Origin of the sequence: Streptomyces sp. NPDC007901, assembly GCF_042959465.1 — a bacterium.
Lineage (GTDB): Bacteria > Actinomycetota > Actinomycetes > Streptomycetales > Streptomycetaceae > Streptomyces.
Window position 1 is genome coordinate 592016 of sequence record NZ_JBIBKW010000003.1, and the last position, 14307, is coordinate 606322.

The 14307-nt window shown below is 74.1% G+C and carries 14 protein-coding genes; 12 read left to right on the forward strand and 2 right to left on the reverse strand.

The genetic code is table 11. The annotated features are described in order from the left end of the window. The first annotated feature begins 4 nt into the window (after window positions 1–4). From ACFZDK_RS12930 to ACFZDK_RS12955, 6 genes are all read left to right on the forward strand, one after another. Complete coding sequence (locus ACFZDK_RS12930; RefSeq protein WP_390972052.1) at window positions 5–1336, forward strand: MFS transporter; 1332 nt, start codon at window positions 5–7, stop codon at window positions 1334–1336. Beyond that, the gene (locus ACFZDK_RS12935) at window positions 1336–1536 is read left to right on the forward strand and encodes an MbtH family NRPS accessory protein (RefSeq protein WP_390972053.1); all 201 of its coding nucleotides are present in this window, start codon (window positions 1336–1338) and stop codon (window positions 1534–1536) included. Before ACFZDK_RS12930 ends, ACFZDK_RS12935 begins: the two co-directional genes overlap by 1 nt. Window positions 1537–1576: 40 nt before the next feature. Continuing rightward, complete coding sequence (locus ACFZDK_RS12940; RefSeq protein ID WP_390972054.1) at window positions 1577–2626, forward strand: MupA/Atu3671 family FMN-dependent luciferase-like monooxygenase; 1050 nt, start codon at window positions 1577–1579, stop codon at window positions 2624–2626. A 73-nt stretch (window positions 2627–2699) separates the two neighbouring features. Further along, entirely contained in the window at window positions 2700–4367 is a 1668-nt protein-coding gene (locus tag ACFZDK_RS12945) for an ABC transporter substrate-binding protein (protein ID WP_390972055.1), read from the forward strand. Continuing rightward, complete coding sequence (locus tag ACFZDK_RS12950) at window positions 4360–5901, forward strand: amino acid adenylation domain-containing protein (RefSeq protein WP_390972056.1); 1542 nt, start codon at window positions 4360–4362, stop codon at window positions 5899–5901. The genes ACFZDK_RS12945 and ACFZDK_RS12950 overlap by 8 nt, the downstream gene beginning before the upstream one ends. A 73-nt stretch (window positions 5902–5974) precedes the next feature. Beyond that, window positions 5975–6505, forward strand: coding sequence for a YbjN domain-containing protein (locus ACFZDK_RS12955; RefSeq protein WP_390972057.1), 531 nt, complete (start codon window positions 5975–5977; stop codon window positions 6503–6505). Between the two features lie 7 nt (window positions 6506–6512). Here the strand turns inward: ACFZDK_RS12955 and ACFZDK_RS12960 are convergent, their stop codons facing one another. Further along, window positions 6513–7712: a hypothetical protein gene (locus ACFZDK_RS12960; protein WP_390972058.1), complete on the reverse strand. Its 1200-nt coding sequence runs from the start codon at window positions 7710–7712 to the stop codon at window positions 6513–6515. A gap of 73 nt (window positions 7713–7785) precedes the next feature. On the opposite strand from ACFZDK_RS12960, the gene ACFZDK_RS12965 reads away from it, so the two are divergent. Beyond that, window positions 7786–8376, forward strand: coding sequence for a DUF402 domain-containing protein (locus tag ACFZDK_RS12965; protein ID WP_390972059.1), 591 nt, complete (start codon window positions 7786–7788; stop codon window positions 8374–8376). A gap of 13 nt (window positions 8377–8389) precedes the next feature. Here ACFZDK_RS12965 and ACFZDK_RS12970 read toward each other — a convergent pair whose 3' ends face one another. Further along, window positions 8390–9577, reverse strand: coding sequence for a pyridoxal phosphate-dependent aminotransferase (locus tag ACFZDK_RS12970; RefSeq protein ID WP_390972060.1), 1188 nt, complete (start codon window positions 9575–9577; stop codon window positions 8390–8392). A gap of 139 nt (window positions 9578–9716) precedes the next feature. Between ACFZDK_RS12970 and ACFZDK_RS12975 the strand changes: the two genes are divergently transcribed. From ACFZDK_RS12975 to ACFZDK_RS12995, 5 genes are all read left to right on the forward strand, one after another. Beyond that, window positions 9717–10013, forward strand: coding sequence for a hypothetical protein (locus tag ACFZDK_RS12975; protein WP_390972061.1), 297 nt, complete (start codon window positions 9717–9719; stop codon window positions 10011–10013). 365 nt (window positions 10014–10378) lie between these two features. Next, window positions 10379–10906, forward strand: a complete 528-nt coding sequence (locus ACFZDK_RS12980) for a DUF2617 family protein (protein WP_390972062.1) — start codon at window positions 10379–10381, stop codon at window positions 10904–10906. 87 nt (window positions 10907–10993) lie between these two features. Beyond that, entirely contained in the window at window positions 10994–12625 is a 1632-nt protein-coding gene (locus ACFZDK_RS12985; protein ID WP_390972063.1) for a polyamine aminopropyltransferase, read from the forward strand. Between the two features lie 41 nt (window positions 12626–12666). After that, a complete protein-coding gene (locus tag ACFZDK_RS12990; protein ID WP_390972064.1) occupies window positions 12667–13398 on the forward strand; it encodes an SRPBCC family protein in 732 nt (243 codons plus the stop codon). A gap of 119 nt (window positions 13399–13517) precedes the next feature. Beyond that, window positions 13518–14306, forward strand: a complete 789-nt coding sequence (locus ACFZDK_RS12995; protein ID WP_390972065.1) for an aldose 1-epimerase — start codon at window positions 13518–13520, stop codon at window positions 14304–14306. Window position 14307 lies beyond the last annotated feature (1 nt).

The window sequence follows — 14307 nt, forward strand, 5'->3', positions numbered from 1 at the left end:
CCTCATGAGCGACGCCGCGACCGTCGGGGAAGCCGCCGCCCCGCCCGCCCCCAGCGTCTGGCGCAACGCCGACTTCACCCGGCTGTGGACCGGGCAGACCGCCTCCCTGTTCGCCGCCCAGATCAGCGAACTCGCGCTGCCCCTGGTCGCGGTGCTGGCCCTGGCCGCCACCTCGGCCCAGGTCGGCCTGCTCACCTCGGTGGTCAAACTGCCGTATCTGCTGGTCTCGTTGTTCGCGGGCGTGCTCGTGGACCGGGTCCGGCGCAAGAACATCCTCATCGCCACCGACCTCGGCCGGGCCCTGGTGCTGTCCGTGGTGCCCGTCCTGTACTGGACCGACCGGCTCGGCATCAGCTGGCTGTACGTGCTCGGCTTCCTCGCCGGCTGCGGCAGCGTCCTCTTCGACGTGGCCGGACAGGCCTATCTGCCCCGGCTGGTGGAGCGCGACCAGCTCACCGCGGGCAACTCGGCGCTCGGCGCCAGCCAGTCCGCCGCCACCATCGGCGGGCCCGCGCTCGGCGGTGTGCTGGTGCAGTGGCTGACCGCGCCCGTCGCGGTGCTGGCCGCCTCGGTCTCGTACCTGGTGTCCGCGCTGACCGTCGCCACCATCCGGCACCGGGAGGACCGCGCCGAGCACGCCGGGGACGCCTCCCCGGCCGGCACGCTGCGCGAGGTGTGGGCGGGCCTGCGGTTCGTCTTCGGCAACGAACCGCTGCGCGCCATGACCGTCATGGCCTCGATCTTCAACCTGTCCTTCACCGCGCTGGAGGTCGCCTTCGTCCAGTTCATGCCCCGCACCCTGGGGCTGTCCGCGGGCGAGATCGGCCTGGTGATGGCCGCGCTGGGGCCCGGCTTCCTGGTCGGCGCGGCCTTCGCGGGCCGGCTGCCGCGGCGCTTCGGCTACGGCCGCACCATGCTGGTCACCGCCGCCATCGCCAACCTCGTCATGCTCGGCCTCTCCGCCGTGCACGGCTCCGGGGTCCTCGCCGTCGGCACCCTGATGCTGGTCAACTTCCTGTTCGCGTCCTTCGGCGTCGCCAACAACGTCACCGTCCTCAGCATCCGGCAGACCCTCACCCCCGACTCCCTGCAGGGCCGGGTGGCCGCCACCAACCGGTTCGTCGCCATGGGCATCGCCCCCGTCGGCGCCCTGCTCGGCGGATTCCTCGGCGGCGCCGTCGGCCTGCGCGCCACGGTCCTGATCACCGCGATCGGCCTCTCCTCGGCGCTGCTCCCGCTGGGCCTTTCCTCACTCGCCCGGATCAGGTACGACCTGCCGGCCCCGCTCACGGACCCCGCCCCCCACTCCACGCCCGACACCAAGGAAGCCGTCTGATGACCCAGCAGAACACCGCCACCGCCGGGCAGCCCCGCCATCTCGTGGTCGTCAATCACGAGGAGCAGTACTCGGTGTGGCCCGCCCCGCTGCCCCTGCCCGCCGGCTGGCGCGCCACCGGATTCGAAGGCACCCGCGAGGAGGCCCTCGCGCACATCGCCACGGTCTGGACCGACCTGCGCCCGCTCAGCGTGCGCTGACCCGGCCGTCACCGATCACCCGTCCCGAGAGGGCCCCGCAATGGACTTCAGCCTCTTCTACTTCGCCGACGGCGCCGACGAGGGTGGCGGCGGCGGTCGCTACGACCTGCTGCTCGAAGGCGCCAAGTACGCCGACACGCACGGCTTCTCGGCCGTATGGACCCCCGAGCGCCACTTCCACCCCTTCGGCGGGCTCTACCCGAACCCGTCGGTGACCGGCGCCGCCGTCGCCGCCGTCACCGAGCGGGTCGCGATCCGCGCCGGCAGCGTGGTCGCCCCGCTGCACCACCCGCTGCGCATCGCCGAGGAGTGGTCGGTCGTCGACAACCTCTCCGGCGGCCGGGCCGGCCTGTCCCTGGCCTCCGGCTGGAACGCCGTCGACTTCGCGCTGCGCCCCGAGGGCTACGCGGGTCGCAAGACCGCCGTCATCGACGCCGTGCGGCAGGTGCGCGCCCTGTGGCGGGGTGAGCCCCTCGCCGTCACCGACGGCGCCGGCCACCCCGCCGAGGTGCGCGTCTTCCCGCCGCCCGTCCAGCCCGAACTGCCGGTCTGGGTGACCAGCGCGGGCGGCCCCGAGACCTTCCGCGCGGCCGGCGCGGCGGGCGCGGGCGTCCTCACCCACCTCCTCGGCCAGGACTTCGACCAGCTCGCCGAGAAGATCGCCCTCTACCGCAAGGCGCTCGCCGAACGCCCCGGCCACGACGGATGGCCCGGCCAGGTGGCGCTGATGCTGCACACCTACCTCGGGGAGGACCCGGAGGAGGTGAAGGCGACGGTCCGCGAGCCGTTCACCGCGTATCTCAAGAGCTCCTTCGGACTCATCGCCCGCTCGGCGGGCAGCATCCTGTCCGGCTTCGACCCCGACAAGCTCCGCGAGTCCGACATCGACTTCCTGGTCCGGCGCTCCTTCGACACCTACTACACCACCAGCGGCCTGTTCGGGACGGTGGCGCAGGCGGCGGCCGTGGTGGAGCGGGCGCGCGCCGCCGGGGTCGACGAACTGGCCTGCCTGATCGACTTCGGGGTGGCCAAGGACGCGGTGCTGGCCGGCCTGGCGCATCTCGACACCCTGCGCGAGGCGTCCGCGTGACCCCGCTTCCTGTCCCCGCCCCCTCCGCCGTCCCCGCCACCGGCCCCCGCGCCGCACGAATCGGAGCACGCACATGAGCAAGGCATCCATCGCCCGCGACCCGCGCGACTCGCGGGGGCCGGCCCGGCCGGTGCCGGGCGCCGTGCGCGGCGGCACCCTGCGCGTGCTGCGCGACGGCGACCACGACCACCTGGACCCGCAGCGCGTCCAGACCCTCCAGGCCACCGCGCTCGGCCACCTCCTCTTCCGCACGCTGACGATGTTCGCCGAGGACGGCGCGGGCGGCTGGCGGCTGGTCGGCGACCTCGCCGACGACCCCGGCCGGGACGTCGACGGCGACGGCCGCACCTGGGAGTTCACGCTCAAGGCGGGCCTGCGCTACGAGGACGGCCGGGAGATCACCGCCGCCGACGTCGCCCACGGCATCGCCCGCTCCTTCGAGGAGAGCCTGGCCGGCGGCCCCCACCACCTCCAGGACTGGCTGGGCGCGAACGGCCCCTACGCGGGCCCCTTCACCGACGGCACCGGCCAGGTCCCGGGCCTGGAGGTGCGCGGCGCGCGCACCCTGGTGTTCCGCTTCCCCGAGCCGCGTCCCGACCTGCCGTTCGCCGCCGCCCTGGTGACCACCGTGCCGGTCCCGCGCGACGCCGACACCGGCGAGACGTACGGCAAGGCACCGCTCGCCTCCGGGCCGTACCGCATCACCGAGAACGTCCCCGGGGAGCGCCTGGTCCTGGAGCGCAACCCGCACTGGGACCCGGCCACCGACGCCGTACGCCACGACCACCCGGACCGGATCGAGTTCGAGCTCGGCGTCGACGCCGCCGACCAGAACCGGCGCGCCCACGCCGGACAGGGCCCGGACGCCTTCGCCATCGCCGAGAACCAGGCTCCCGAGGAGGTCGCCGCCCAGCTGCTGGCCGACCCGGACCCGGGCCCCCGGGTGCACCGCGACCGCACCCCGCTCGTCTGGTACCTGGCGATCAACACGGCCCGGGTGACGCACGTCGAGGTCCGCCGGGAGATCGCCCGCGCCCTCGACAAGGAGGCGGTCCGCGACGCGATGGCGGGCGCCACCCAGGGCGAGATCACCCACACCATCCTGTCCCCGGCCACCATCGGCCACCGCCCCTACCCCGACCCGCACGCCGGCGGCCCGCGCGGTCTGCCGGACGGCTGGGACGGCCGTCCGCTGCGGCTGCTCAGCCGCGACGGGGCCTACTTCACGGCCGGGGCCCGGGAGGTCGCCCGCTCCCTGACGGCGGCCGGCTTCACCGTCGACGTGGTGGAGACCGAACGCCCCCGGCACAACACCGCGGTCCTCACCCGCGGCCACGACTTCGACCTCTACCTGATGTGCCAGGCCGCCGACTGGCCCGGCGCCTCCACCCTGCTCACCGGCTTCGACGGCCGCACCCTGCGGGCCACCGGGAACGCCGACTACACCTACCTCGACGAGCCGGACGTCAACGCCGAGATCGCCCGGATCTCCGCGCTCCCCGCCGACCGCGCGGCGGCCGAATGGGCGGCCCTGGACGAGACCCTGACGACCCGCCATGTGCCCCTGGTGCCGGTCTTCGCCTACGTCTACCTGGCGGCGCGCGGCCCCCGGGTGGGCGGGGTGTTCACCTCGTCGTTCCTCGGCACCCCGGTGTACTACGACGCGTACGTGACGCCCGTGCCGGATGTGCCGGCCGTATCGGCTGTATCGGATGCGGCGGAGGGCACCGGCCGTGGCTGACCGTCCCACCCTCCACGAGCGGTTCGCCGCGTCCGCCGCCGCCCACCCCCGGCGGACCGCGCTGGAGACCGCCGGCCGGGCCCTCTCCTACGCGGAACTGCGCCGCCTCGCCGAGCACACCGCCGCCCGGGTGCTCGGCGCCCTCGGCGGGCGGCGCCCGGAGCGGGTCGGCGTGCTGGCCAACCGGAGCGTCGCCGCGTACGCCTCCTACCTGGCCGCCCAGCGGCTGGGCGCGGCGGCCGTACCGCTCGGCCCGGAGGTCGCGCCCGCCCGGCTGACCGCGATCGCCGGGGCGGCCGGACTGGACGTGGTCCTCGCCGGACCCGAGGCGGCGGACCCCACCGGCTTCCCCTGCCCGGTCCTGCCGTTCACCGAGACCGGGGAGCCGCCCGCGGACCTCCCGCCCTACGAGCCGCGCCCCGACGCCGTCGCGTACATCGTCTTCACCTCCGGCTCCACCGGCACCCCCAAGGGCGTCCCGGTGCTCCAGCGCAACGCGGCGGCCGTGCTCGACCATGCGACGGACCGCTACGGCATCGGCCCCGGCAGCCGGGTCTCGCAGACCTTCGACCTCACCTTCGACCCGACCGCGTGGGACATGTTCACCGCCTGGAGCACCGGCGCGACCCTGGTCGTACCGGCCCGCTCCGACCTGGTGCGGCCCGCCCGCTTCATCCGCGAGCACCGGATCACCCACTGGTTCTCGGTCCCCTCGGTCATCACCTACGCCCAGCGGCTGCGCGACCTCGCCCCCGACTCCCTGCCCGAGCTGCGCTGGACGCTGTTCGGCGGCGAGCCGCTCACCCTGGAACAGGCCGCCGCCTGGCACCGGGCCGCGCCGGGCAGTGTGCTGGAGAACCTCTACGGCCCCACCGAGGTCACCGTCTCCTGCACCCAGTACCGGCTGCCCGCCGACCCCGCCGACTGGCCGGTCACCGCCAACGGCACGGTCCCCATCGGCACGCCCTACCCGCACCTGGACGCCCTCGTCCTGGACGACGACGGCCGGGCGGCGGACGAGGGCGAGCTGTGCCTGCGCGGCCCGCAGCGCTTCCCCGGCTACCTCGATCCCGCCGAGAACCCCGGCCGGTTCGTGTCCTTCGACGGGGAGCGGGCCACGGTGTACGACGACCGGGAGCCGCCCGGCGCCGAGCTGTACTACCGCACCGGCGACCGGGTACGGCGCGACGCGGACGGCGCGCTGCTGCACCTCGGCCGGCTCGACCAGCAGGTGAAGATCCGCGGCCACCGCGTCGAGCTCGGCGACATCGAGGCCGCCCTGCGCACGGCGGCGGGGGTCGACGAGGCGGTCGTGGCCGTCGTACCGGCGTCCGGACCGTCCCCGGAGGCGTCCCTGGAGGCGGCCTACACCGGCACCCCGCAGGACCCCCTGGCCCTGCGCGCGCACCTCGCCGACCGCCTGCCCGTCTACATGCTCCCGCGCGGTTTCACGCACCTGGACGCGTTCCCCCTGAACGCCAACCGCAAGATCGACCGGCGGGCGGTCGGCGCGCTCCTGTCAGCTCACGGCTGAAGGGCGGGCCGGGGTTGCCACCCCCCTCCCCGTATGAGGGAGGATGGCGGGGTCCAGACGAAGGGAAATCAAGGTGTCCATCGACCCGTCCTCGATCCCGAACTTCGGGGGCCAGCCCGAGCCGCAGCCCCAAGGACCGGCGGGCCCCGTCGTCCCGGATCAGGATCTTGTGAAGCAGCTCCTCGACCAGATGGAGCTCAAGTACGTCGTCGACGACGAGGGCGACCTCGCGGCGCCGTGGGAGCAGTTCCGCACGTACTTCATGTTCCGCGGAGAGGACGAGCAGGCGGTCTTCTCGGTACGGACGTTCTACGACCGCCCCCACAAGATCGACGAGAAGCCGCAGCTGCTCGAGTCGATCGACGACTGGAACAGGCGGACCCTGTGGCCCAAGGTCTACACCCACACCCACGACGACGGCACCGTCCGTCTCATCGGTGAGGCCCAGATGCTGATCGGCACGGGCGTCGACATCAACCACTTCGTGTCGTCCACGGTCAGCTGGGTGCGGGCCGCGATCGAGTTCGACAAGTGGCTGGTCGAGCAGCTCGGCCTGGAGGAGGCTGTCAACGAGGCCGACAAGCCCGAGGACGACGAAGAGTAGTCCGCCCCTACAGCGGGGTGCGCGCGTACACGACGAGATACGCGCCGTAGCCGAACGAGAGCCCGGCCAGGGCCGCGACCACCACCGTCGCGTGCCAGGGCCGGGCTCTCGCCGTCCGGACCAGCGCCCGCGCGAGCGGCAGCAGCAGCGGGAAGGCCGGGAGCAGGAAGCGGGGCTTGGACTCGAAGAAGCCCGAGCCGCCGAGCGCGATCAGCAGCAGGACGCCGGTGTAGGCGAGGAGCGGGAGCGGGGCCCGGTCCAGGAGCAGCAGCGCGTAGAGCACCGCGGCCGCCGCCACGATCAGCAGGGCCATCGGGAAGACGAACCGGTCGCCGCGCAGCAGCAGGGTGCGGACGAACGCCAGCGAGCCCCGGCCGAAGTCGAAGCGCGAGCCCCACAGGCGCTGCACGCCGAAGTAGCCGCCCAGCGGGTCCCCGCTGCGCCGGCCCACCCACAGCACGTACGCTGTCCAGCCGAGCGGGGCGAGCGCCGCGCCCGTCCACAGCCTGTGGGTGACCCGGCCGCGGGCTCGGCGCAGCGCGCAGGCGGCGGCGAGCAGCACGGCCGCCGCGACCGCGAAGCCGTTCGGGCGGGACAGGCCCGCGAGGGCGGCCAGGGAGCCCGCCCACAGCCAGTTCCCGGCCAGCACCGCGTACAGCGACCAGGCGGCGAACGCGGTCAGGACCGGTTCCGTGTACGCCATGGACAGCACGACGGAGTGCGGGAGCAGGCCCCACAGCAGGACCAGGACGGTGCCCACCGCGCGGCCGTGCAGCCGGGCGCCCACCGCGTAGATGCCGGCGGCGGCGACCGCGGCGGCCGTCCAGGACACCAGCAGTCCGGCGCCCGCGCCGCTCAGCGGGGTGGCGGCGGTGAGGACGCGGATCAGGGCCGGGTAGAGCGGGAAGAACGCCAGGTCGCTGTGGACGATGCCGGCGGCGAAGTACCGGGTGCGGCCGTAGCCGTGCGCCGCGATGCCCAGGTACCAGGCCGCGTCCCAGGACCGGCCGAGCAGCGTCAGCGGGTGCCGGCCGACCGCCCACGCGGTCAGCGCGACCACCGCCGTGCCGGTGAGCCGGGCCGCCGCGAACAGCCCCACGGCCACCCCGCCCGCCGTGACGAGGGACAGCCGGGTGCCGGGCCGCCCGGCGACGGGCGGGGCGAGGACGGGCGAGGGCGCGGCGGCGGTGGTGCTGGCGTGGCTCACATTCGCACAGTGCAGGGGAGCGGGCCGATGTGCGAGAAATGTGCGCCCGATGGGGGGTGTTACCGTCCCGATCATGGGAAGCCGTCTGTTCGCCGCGCAGGAAGTGATCGTCCGCCGGGAGATCCTGGACGGGCGGGAGTGGATGGTCTACCCGGTGCGGGTGGTCGAGGACACCGGTGACCTGCTCGCCGTCCATCTGGCCCAGGGCACCCCGCTCACCTTCGGCACCGGCCCGTTCCGCTGGGGCCCGCACCCCTGGACCGCCTTCGAGCCGTACTGGCGCTCGGAGGGCGTCCTCCAGCTCCAGCGCCCCGGCGACGGCTACTCCGTCTGGGCCCGCTACTGCGGCGGCGCCCTCAGCGACTGGTACGTCAACTTCCAGGAGCCGATGCGCCGCACCGAGCGCGGCTTCGACACCCTCGACCACGAACTGGACCTGCTGATCCCGGCCGACGGATCGCCGTACTCCTGGAAGGACGAGGACCACTTCGCCGAGCGGCACCGCTCCGGCGGCTTCACGGACGCGGAGGCGGCGGCGGTGCGCGGGGCCGCCGCCTCCGTCGTGGAGCTGATCGAGCGGGGCGCCGGCTGGTGGGAGGACTGGCGGGACTGGCGGGCCCCGGAGCACTGGGCGGTACCCGGGGCGGTCCCGCTCGGCCGCTGAGCCGGCCCGCCGGCTACGACAGCTGCCGCAGCCGCTCCGCCGCCTCCTTCAGCACCTCCGCGCGCTTGCAGAACGCGAACCGCACGAACGGGGCCCCCGCCTTCCGGTGGTCGTAGAAGACCGCGTTCGGGATGGCCACGACCCCCGCCCGCTCCGGCAGCGACCGGCAGAACGCGAAGCCGTCGGTCTCGCCGAGCGGGCGGATGTCGGTGGTGATGAAGTACGTGCCGGCGGTGTCGTAGACCGTGAAACCCGCCTCCTTCAGACCCTCCGCGAGGATGTCTCGCTTGGTCTGCATGTCCTGCCGGAACGCCTCGAAGTACGAGTCCGGGAGGGCGAGGGCCTCGGCGACCGCGTACTGGAAGGGGCCCGAGGAGACGTACGTCAGGAACTGCTTCGCCGAGCGCACGGCCGTGACCAGCTCCGGCGTCGACGTCACCCAGCCGACCTTCCAGCCGGTGAAGGAGAAGGTCTTCCCGGCCGAGCCGATGGTGACCGTGCGCCCGCGCATCCCGGGGAGGGTGGCCAGCGGGATGTGCTCGGCGGTGTCGTAGACCAGGTGCTCGTACACCTCGTCCGTCACGACCAGCAGGTCCCGCTCCACCGCCAGCTCCGCGATCGCGGTCAGCTCGGCGCGGGTGAGGACGGTGCCGGTCGGGTTGTGCGGGGTGTTGATCAGCAGGAGCCGGGTGCGCGGGGTGACCGCGGCGCGCAGCTCGTCCAGGTCGAGGCGGAACGCGCCGCCGTCCGGGCGCAGGGTGACCGGGACCCGGGTGCCGCCGGCCATCGCGATGCAGGCCGCGTACGAGTCGTAGTACGGCTCCAGCGCGACGACCTCGTCACCGGGCTCCACCAGGGCCAGCAGGGCGGCCGCGATCGCCTCCGTGGCGCCCGCCGTGACCAGCACCTCCGCGTCCGGGTCGGACGACAGCCCGTACCGGCGCTCCTGGTGCGCGGCGATCGCCGCGCGCAGCTCGGGGACGCCCGGGCCCGGCGGGTACTGGTTGCCGCGCCCCTCGCGCAGCGCCCGCACGGCCGCCTCCCTGATCTCCTCGGGTCCGTCGGTGTCCGGGAAGCCCTGCCCGAGGTTGATCGACCCGGTGCTGAGGGCCAGCGCGGACATCTCGGCGAAGATCGTGGTCCCGAACTCGGCGAGCCGGCGATTGAGGAAAGGGCGTTCGCTGGAGGTCATGCCGGTCATCCTGCGCCCAAGCTCTGGAGTTCCTCAACTCTGCTTTGGCTGCTGAGACGGCCGGGCATCCCCCGTGCACGCCGCGTTCTCGCGGCGGCCGGGGCGCCCACGGGGGGTCGCTCCGCGCGAACCGAAAGAAGGTGACGCCATGGGCATCGTCTTCATCGTGGTGGTGGCCGCGATCGTCTGCTTCGTGATCATCGGGACCGCGGTCCGCAGGGGCGGACGGGTCAAGGGGGCCGCGGGCCGGGGCGGGTCCTCCGGCTACGACAGCTCCGGCAGCTGGTGGGCCGGGGACTCGGGGTCCTCGTCCTCGCACGGCTCACACGGCGGCGGCCACGGGGGGCACTCCTGCGGTGGCGGGCACTCGTCGTGCGGCGGCGGCTCGTCCTGCGGCGGTGGCTCGTCGTGCGGCGGTGGCGGCTGCGGCGGCGGGGGCAACTGAACCCGGGGGGACCGGGGGAACGGGGGGAGCGGGGAGAGGAACGGGGGAGCGGGGGAGCGGGGCGTCCGGCGGGAGAGTGGGGGAGCTCTCCGCGGGCGCCCCGGCGCGCGCGGGGCGGGGTACGGCGCACGGCATGGTTGAACAGTTGAGCTGTGGAGCCCTCTGAGGGATGGAAACCCCACGAACTTGGGTAAAAACGCTGTGGCGGCGTCACAGTTCATGATTCCCTCTAAATCACCAAAGCAGCACCTCGGACGTCCTGACGACACCCCTCCCCGGCTGGGCCGGCCGGGCCGATCTCCCGGTGTCGACCGAGGTGCGCCGGACCACCCTCCTCCCCTTTTGCGTGTTAGCGGAGCCGATCCATGCTCACGACCCTGAACACCTCCTACACCGATACGCGCGCGGCCGACCTCGCCTGGGCCCTGGGGCGGGAGCCGTTGCCCGCCCTGGCCACCCTCGACCTGGAACTGACGGGTGCAAAGCTGCAGTTGAGACTGCTCGGCGCGTCCCACCAGGTGCTCCTGGAGGAGGAGCGGGGCGGCTGCTCGGAGACGGTGGCGTGCATCTCGGGGTCCAGCACCCCCCTGCCGCTCGGGGTCGCCAAGCGCGTCGGCGACTGGGAGTACGAGTTCGCGGCCCGCGTCGAGGTGCTGTCACCGGGCTCCTTCGCGGGCCGCGCCCAGGAGTTGCTGGCCCTGGTCTCCGAGCACCCGCACGGTCTCGCCGGTGTCTTCCCGGGCAGCCCGCACGCGTTCACCGCGATGCTGGCCCAGCGGCACGAGGGCCAGGTGCACTGGCGGACCTGGCACGCCTACCCGCAGGACGGCCAGTTGGTGGCCACCCGGACGAGGGTCGGGGTGCGGGTTCCGGCGGCCCAGACCGTCGGTTGATGACATAAACCAACAGGGCGTCAAGGCGCTCCAGATCCACACGTGTGGGTGACGAAGCGTGCCGTGCGAGTGACGTAACGTCGCAGAGTGATCGATCCGCACGCACCCGCCCCTCCCGGCACACCGCCGCCGTGGGGCGCCCCCGCGCCGCTGCCCGTGCGGCCGGGGACGGGCCGGTTCCTGGTCCTGGCGTGCGTCTTCGTCTGCGCGGCCTGCGGGCTGGTGTACGAGCTCGAACTCGTCGCCCTCGCCTCGTACTTGATCGGTGATTCGGTCACCCAGGCCTCCGTCGTCCTTTCCGTGATGGTCTTCGCGATGGGGGTCGGCTCGCTCGGTGCGAAGCGGCTGCGCTGGCACGCGGCGGCCGGATTCGGCGCGGTGGAGGCCGCGTTGGCGCTGGTCGGCGGCTGCAGCGCGATGGCGTTGTACGCGGTCTTCGCCTGGACCGGCGACTGGGGCGGCCTGTGGTCGGCCGGCCCGCGCTGCCTGCTGGTCGCCTTCTCCCTCGCCATCGGCCTGCTCATCGGCGCCGAGGTGCCGCTGCTGATGGAGCTCATCCAGCGCATCCGCCGCCAGGACGCGGGCGGCGCGGTGGCCGACCTGTTCGCGGCGGACTACGTCGGCGCGCTCGTCGGCGGCCTGGCCTTCCCCTTCCTGTTACTGCCGTTCCTGGGCCAGCTGACCGGCACCCTGCTCACCGGCACCGTCAACGTGGTGGCCGGCGGCGCCCTGGTCCTCGGCCTGTTCCGCCGCGACCTGTCCCGGCGGGCCCGCTGGACCCTGCTCGTCGTCAACCTGACCGTCCTCGGCCTGCTCGCCTCCGCCGCCGTCCTCGTCGACGACTTCGAACGGGCCGCGCGGCACGCCGTCTACGGCGCGGACGTCCGGGTCGCCCTCCAGACGGACGTTCAGGAGGTCGTCCTCACCGGCGGTACCCACGGCCGCCCCCTCGACCTCTTCCTCGACGGCCGGCTGCGGGTCGGTGGCCGCGACGAACGCCGCTACCACGAAGCCCTCGTCCACCCCGCGATGAGCGGCCCGCACACGCGCGTGCTCATCCTCGGCGGCGGCGACGGCATGGCCGCGCGCGAGGTGCTCCGCGAGTCCGGCGTCGACCAGGTCGACGTCGTGGAACTGGACGCCGGCCTGGTCCGGCTGGCCCGCCACGACCCCGCCCTCTCCGCGCTCAACGGCCACGCCTACGACGACCCGCACGTCCACGAGTACACCGCCGACGCCTTCCGCTGGCTGCGCGGGGCACCGCGCTCCGGCTACGACGTCGTCATCGCCGACCTGCCCGATCCCGGCATCACGGCCAGCACCAAGCTGTACGCCCAGGAGTTCTACGGCCTGGCCCGCCGGGCCCTCGCCCCCCGCGGCCGTCTGGTCGTCCACGCCGGCCCGGTCCAGAGCCGCCCCCGCGCCTTCTGGACGGTCGCGGCGACGATGCGGGCCGCCGGCCTGGCCGTCACCCCCTACCGGGTCCTCGGCCACGACCCCGGCTTCACCGCGGGCCCCGACCGCTCGGCGGGCGGGTCCCGGGCCCCGCACGACTGGGGCTTCCTGCTGGCGTCGGCGGGCCGCACCGCACCCCCGCTCGCGCTCCCGGCCGACGCCCCGCGACTGCGCACGCTGACCCGGCGCGGGCTGGCCGGAGACGCGCTGGAACCACCCACGACATGGCCACCCCCGTCCACGTTGGTGCATCCGCGTTACTGACGAGGGTGTGCCGGACCGACTCGTGGGTAGGCTCAGTCGGCATGGAGCACCAGGTGTACGTCCCGGCCCCGGCCTCGCGGCTCAGAGCGGCGCTGGCCGACCCCGCGCGGGTCGCCCGGGCGGTCCCCGGCCTCCAGCAGGACCCGGGCGCCGAGCCCGGCACCGGCCGCCTCAAGGTCCGGATCGGCAGCCACTCGATCACCTACCGGGGCCTCCTGCGGGTCACCGCCCGCGCCGACGGCTCCTACGCGGTCGACGGCGACGCCAACGAGGCCCGCGGCACCGGCACGGTGAAACTGGCGCTCACCCTCCGCCTCGCCGCCACCGACGAGGGCGGCAGCACGGTCACGGTCACCGGCACGGCCTCCGCCGACGGCCGGGTCGCCGAGCTGCCGGCCGACGCGGTGGAGTCGGCCGCCACCCGGCTGCTGAACCGCTTCGTGGAAGCGCTCGCGGAGGAGACTCCCGACTCCGCCCCCGACGAACCGCCCCCGTCGGTCTTCGAGACCGAGGTCCCGCCCCCGTCCCTGGCCCCCGACCCCATCGAGGAACCCCTCCCCGAGATCTTCGCCGAAGCCGCCCACGCCCGCCGCACCATGATCGGCCGCAGCGCGGAGGAGGTCGACCACGCCCCACCACGCGGCCGCTACGCCCCCGTCCCGGCCCCCCAGACGGTCGCCGCGAACTCCGCCCTGCGCTGGGCAGCCCCGGCGGCGGCCCTGGCGCTGGCGTCGGCGATCGTGGTGACGAGGGCGTTGCGCAGACGCCGTTGAGTGAGGCGCCCCGTCAGGGGCGCGGGGCTGTATCGATGTGCGGCTCCGCCGCGTGGGCGCGACCAGCCCCCACCCACCCGCACCCGAGACTCGAAGCGCCTCCCCAGTACTGTCATCCCGTGAGTAACGAAGACATCACGCTGACAGCAGGCGACGCCACCCTCCACCTGCACCCCGGCAACGGCGGCCGGATCGCCGGACTCGAGGTCGGATCCCTCGGACTCCTCCGCCAGGGCGACCGCTTCGGCTGCTTCCCGATGGTGCCGTGGTGCGGCCGCATCCGGGACGGCCGCTTCCTCGACGGCGCCAACGTCGTCCAGATGCCCCTCAACTCCCCGCCGCACGCCATCCACGGCACCGCCCGCGACGGCGCCTGGCGCACCGCGCGCGTCTCGGCGACCGAGGCGGTGATCACCCGCGAGCTCGGCGCCCCCTGGCCGCACCCCGCGCGCGTCACCCACGCCGTGCAACTCGCCGAGGACTCCCTGACGCTGACGATGAGCGTGGAGACGTACGACGACTCCTTCCCGGCCCAGATCGGCTGGCACCCGTGGTTCAACCGCAATCTCGGCGGCCAGGACGTCCAGGTCGCCTTCGACCCCGCGTGGCAGGAGGAGCGCGGCGACGACCACCTGCCCACCGGCAACCGCATCGACCCCAAGCCCGGCCCCTGGGACGACTGCTTCGGCATGCCCGACGGCGTCGACGTCACCCTCACCTGGCCCAGGCAGCTGGAGCTGAAGGTCACCAGCCGCGAGCAGTGGGTCGTGGTCTACGACGAGCAGGCGGAGGCCGTCTGCGTGGAGCCGCAGACCGGACCGCCCAACGGGCTCAACACGCTGCCCCGGCTCGTCACGCCCATCGAGCCCCTGGAAGCCACGACCACCTGGACCTGGCGGCGCCTCTAAG

Bases quoted from the DNA above. Each gene is read 5' to 3' on its own strand.
- ACFZDK_RS12930 (WP_390972052.1), top strand. From the start codon at position 5: ATGAGCGACGCCGCGACCGTCGGGGAAGCCGCCGCCCCGCCCGCCCCC.
- ACFZDK_RS12935 (WP_390972053.1), top strand. From the start codon at position 1,336: ATGACCCAGCAGAACACCGCCACCGCCGGGCAGCCCCGCCATCTCGTG.
- ACFZDK_RS12940 (WP_390972054.1), top strand. From the start codon at position 1,577: ATGGACTTCAGCCTCTTCTACTTCGCCGACGGCGCCGACGAGGGTGGC.
- ACFZDK_RS12945 (WP_390972055.1), top strand. From the start codon at position 2,700: ATGAGCAAGGCATCCATCGCCCGCGACCCGCGCGACTCGCGGGGGCCG.
- ACFZDK_RS12965 (WP_390972059.1), top strand. From the start codon at position 7,786: ATGGGAAGCCGTCTGTTCGCCGCGCAGGAAGTGATCGTCCGCCGGGAG.
- ACFZDK_RS12970 (WP_390972060.1), bottom strand. From the start codon at position 9,577: ATGACCGGCATGACCTCCAGCGAACGCCCTTTCCTCAATCGCCGGCTC.
- ACFZDK_RS12975 (WP_390972061.1), top strand. From the start codon at position 9,717: ATGGGCATCGTCTTCATCGTGGTGGTGGCCGCGATCGTCTGCTTCGTG.
- ACFZDK_RS12980 (WP_390972062.1), top strand. From the start codon at position 10,379: ATGCTCACGACCCTGAACACCTCCTACACCGATACGCGCGCGGCCGAC.
- ACFZDK_RS12990 (WP_390972064.1), top strand. From the start codon at position 12,667: ATGGAGCACCAGGTGTACGTCCCGGCCCCGGCCTCGCGGCTCAGAGCG.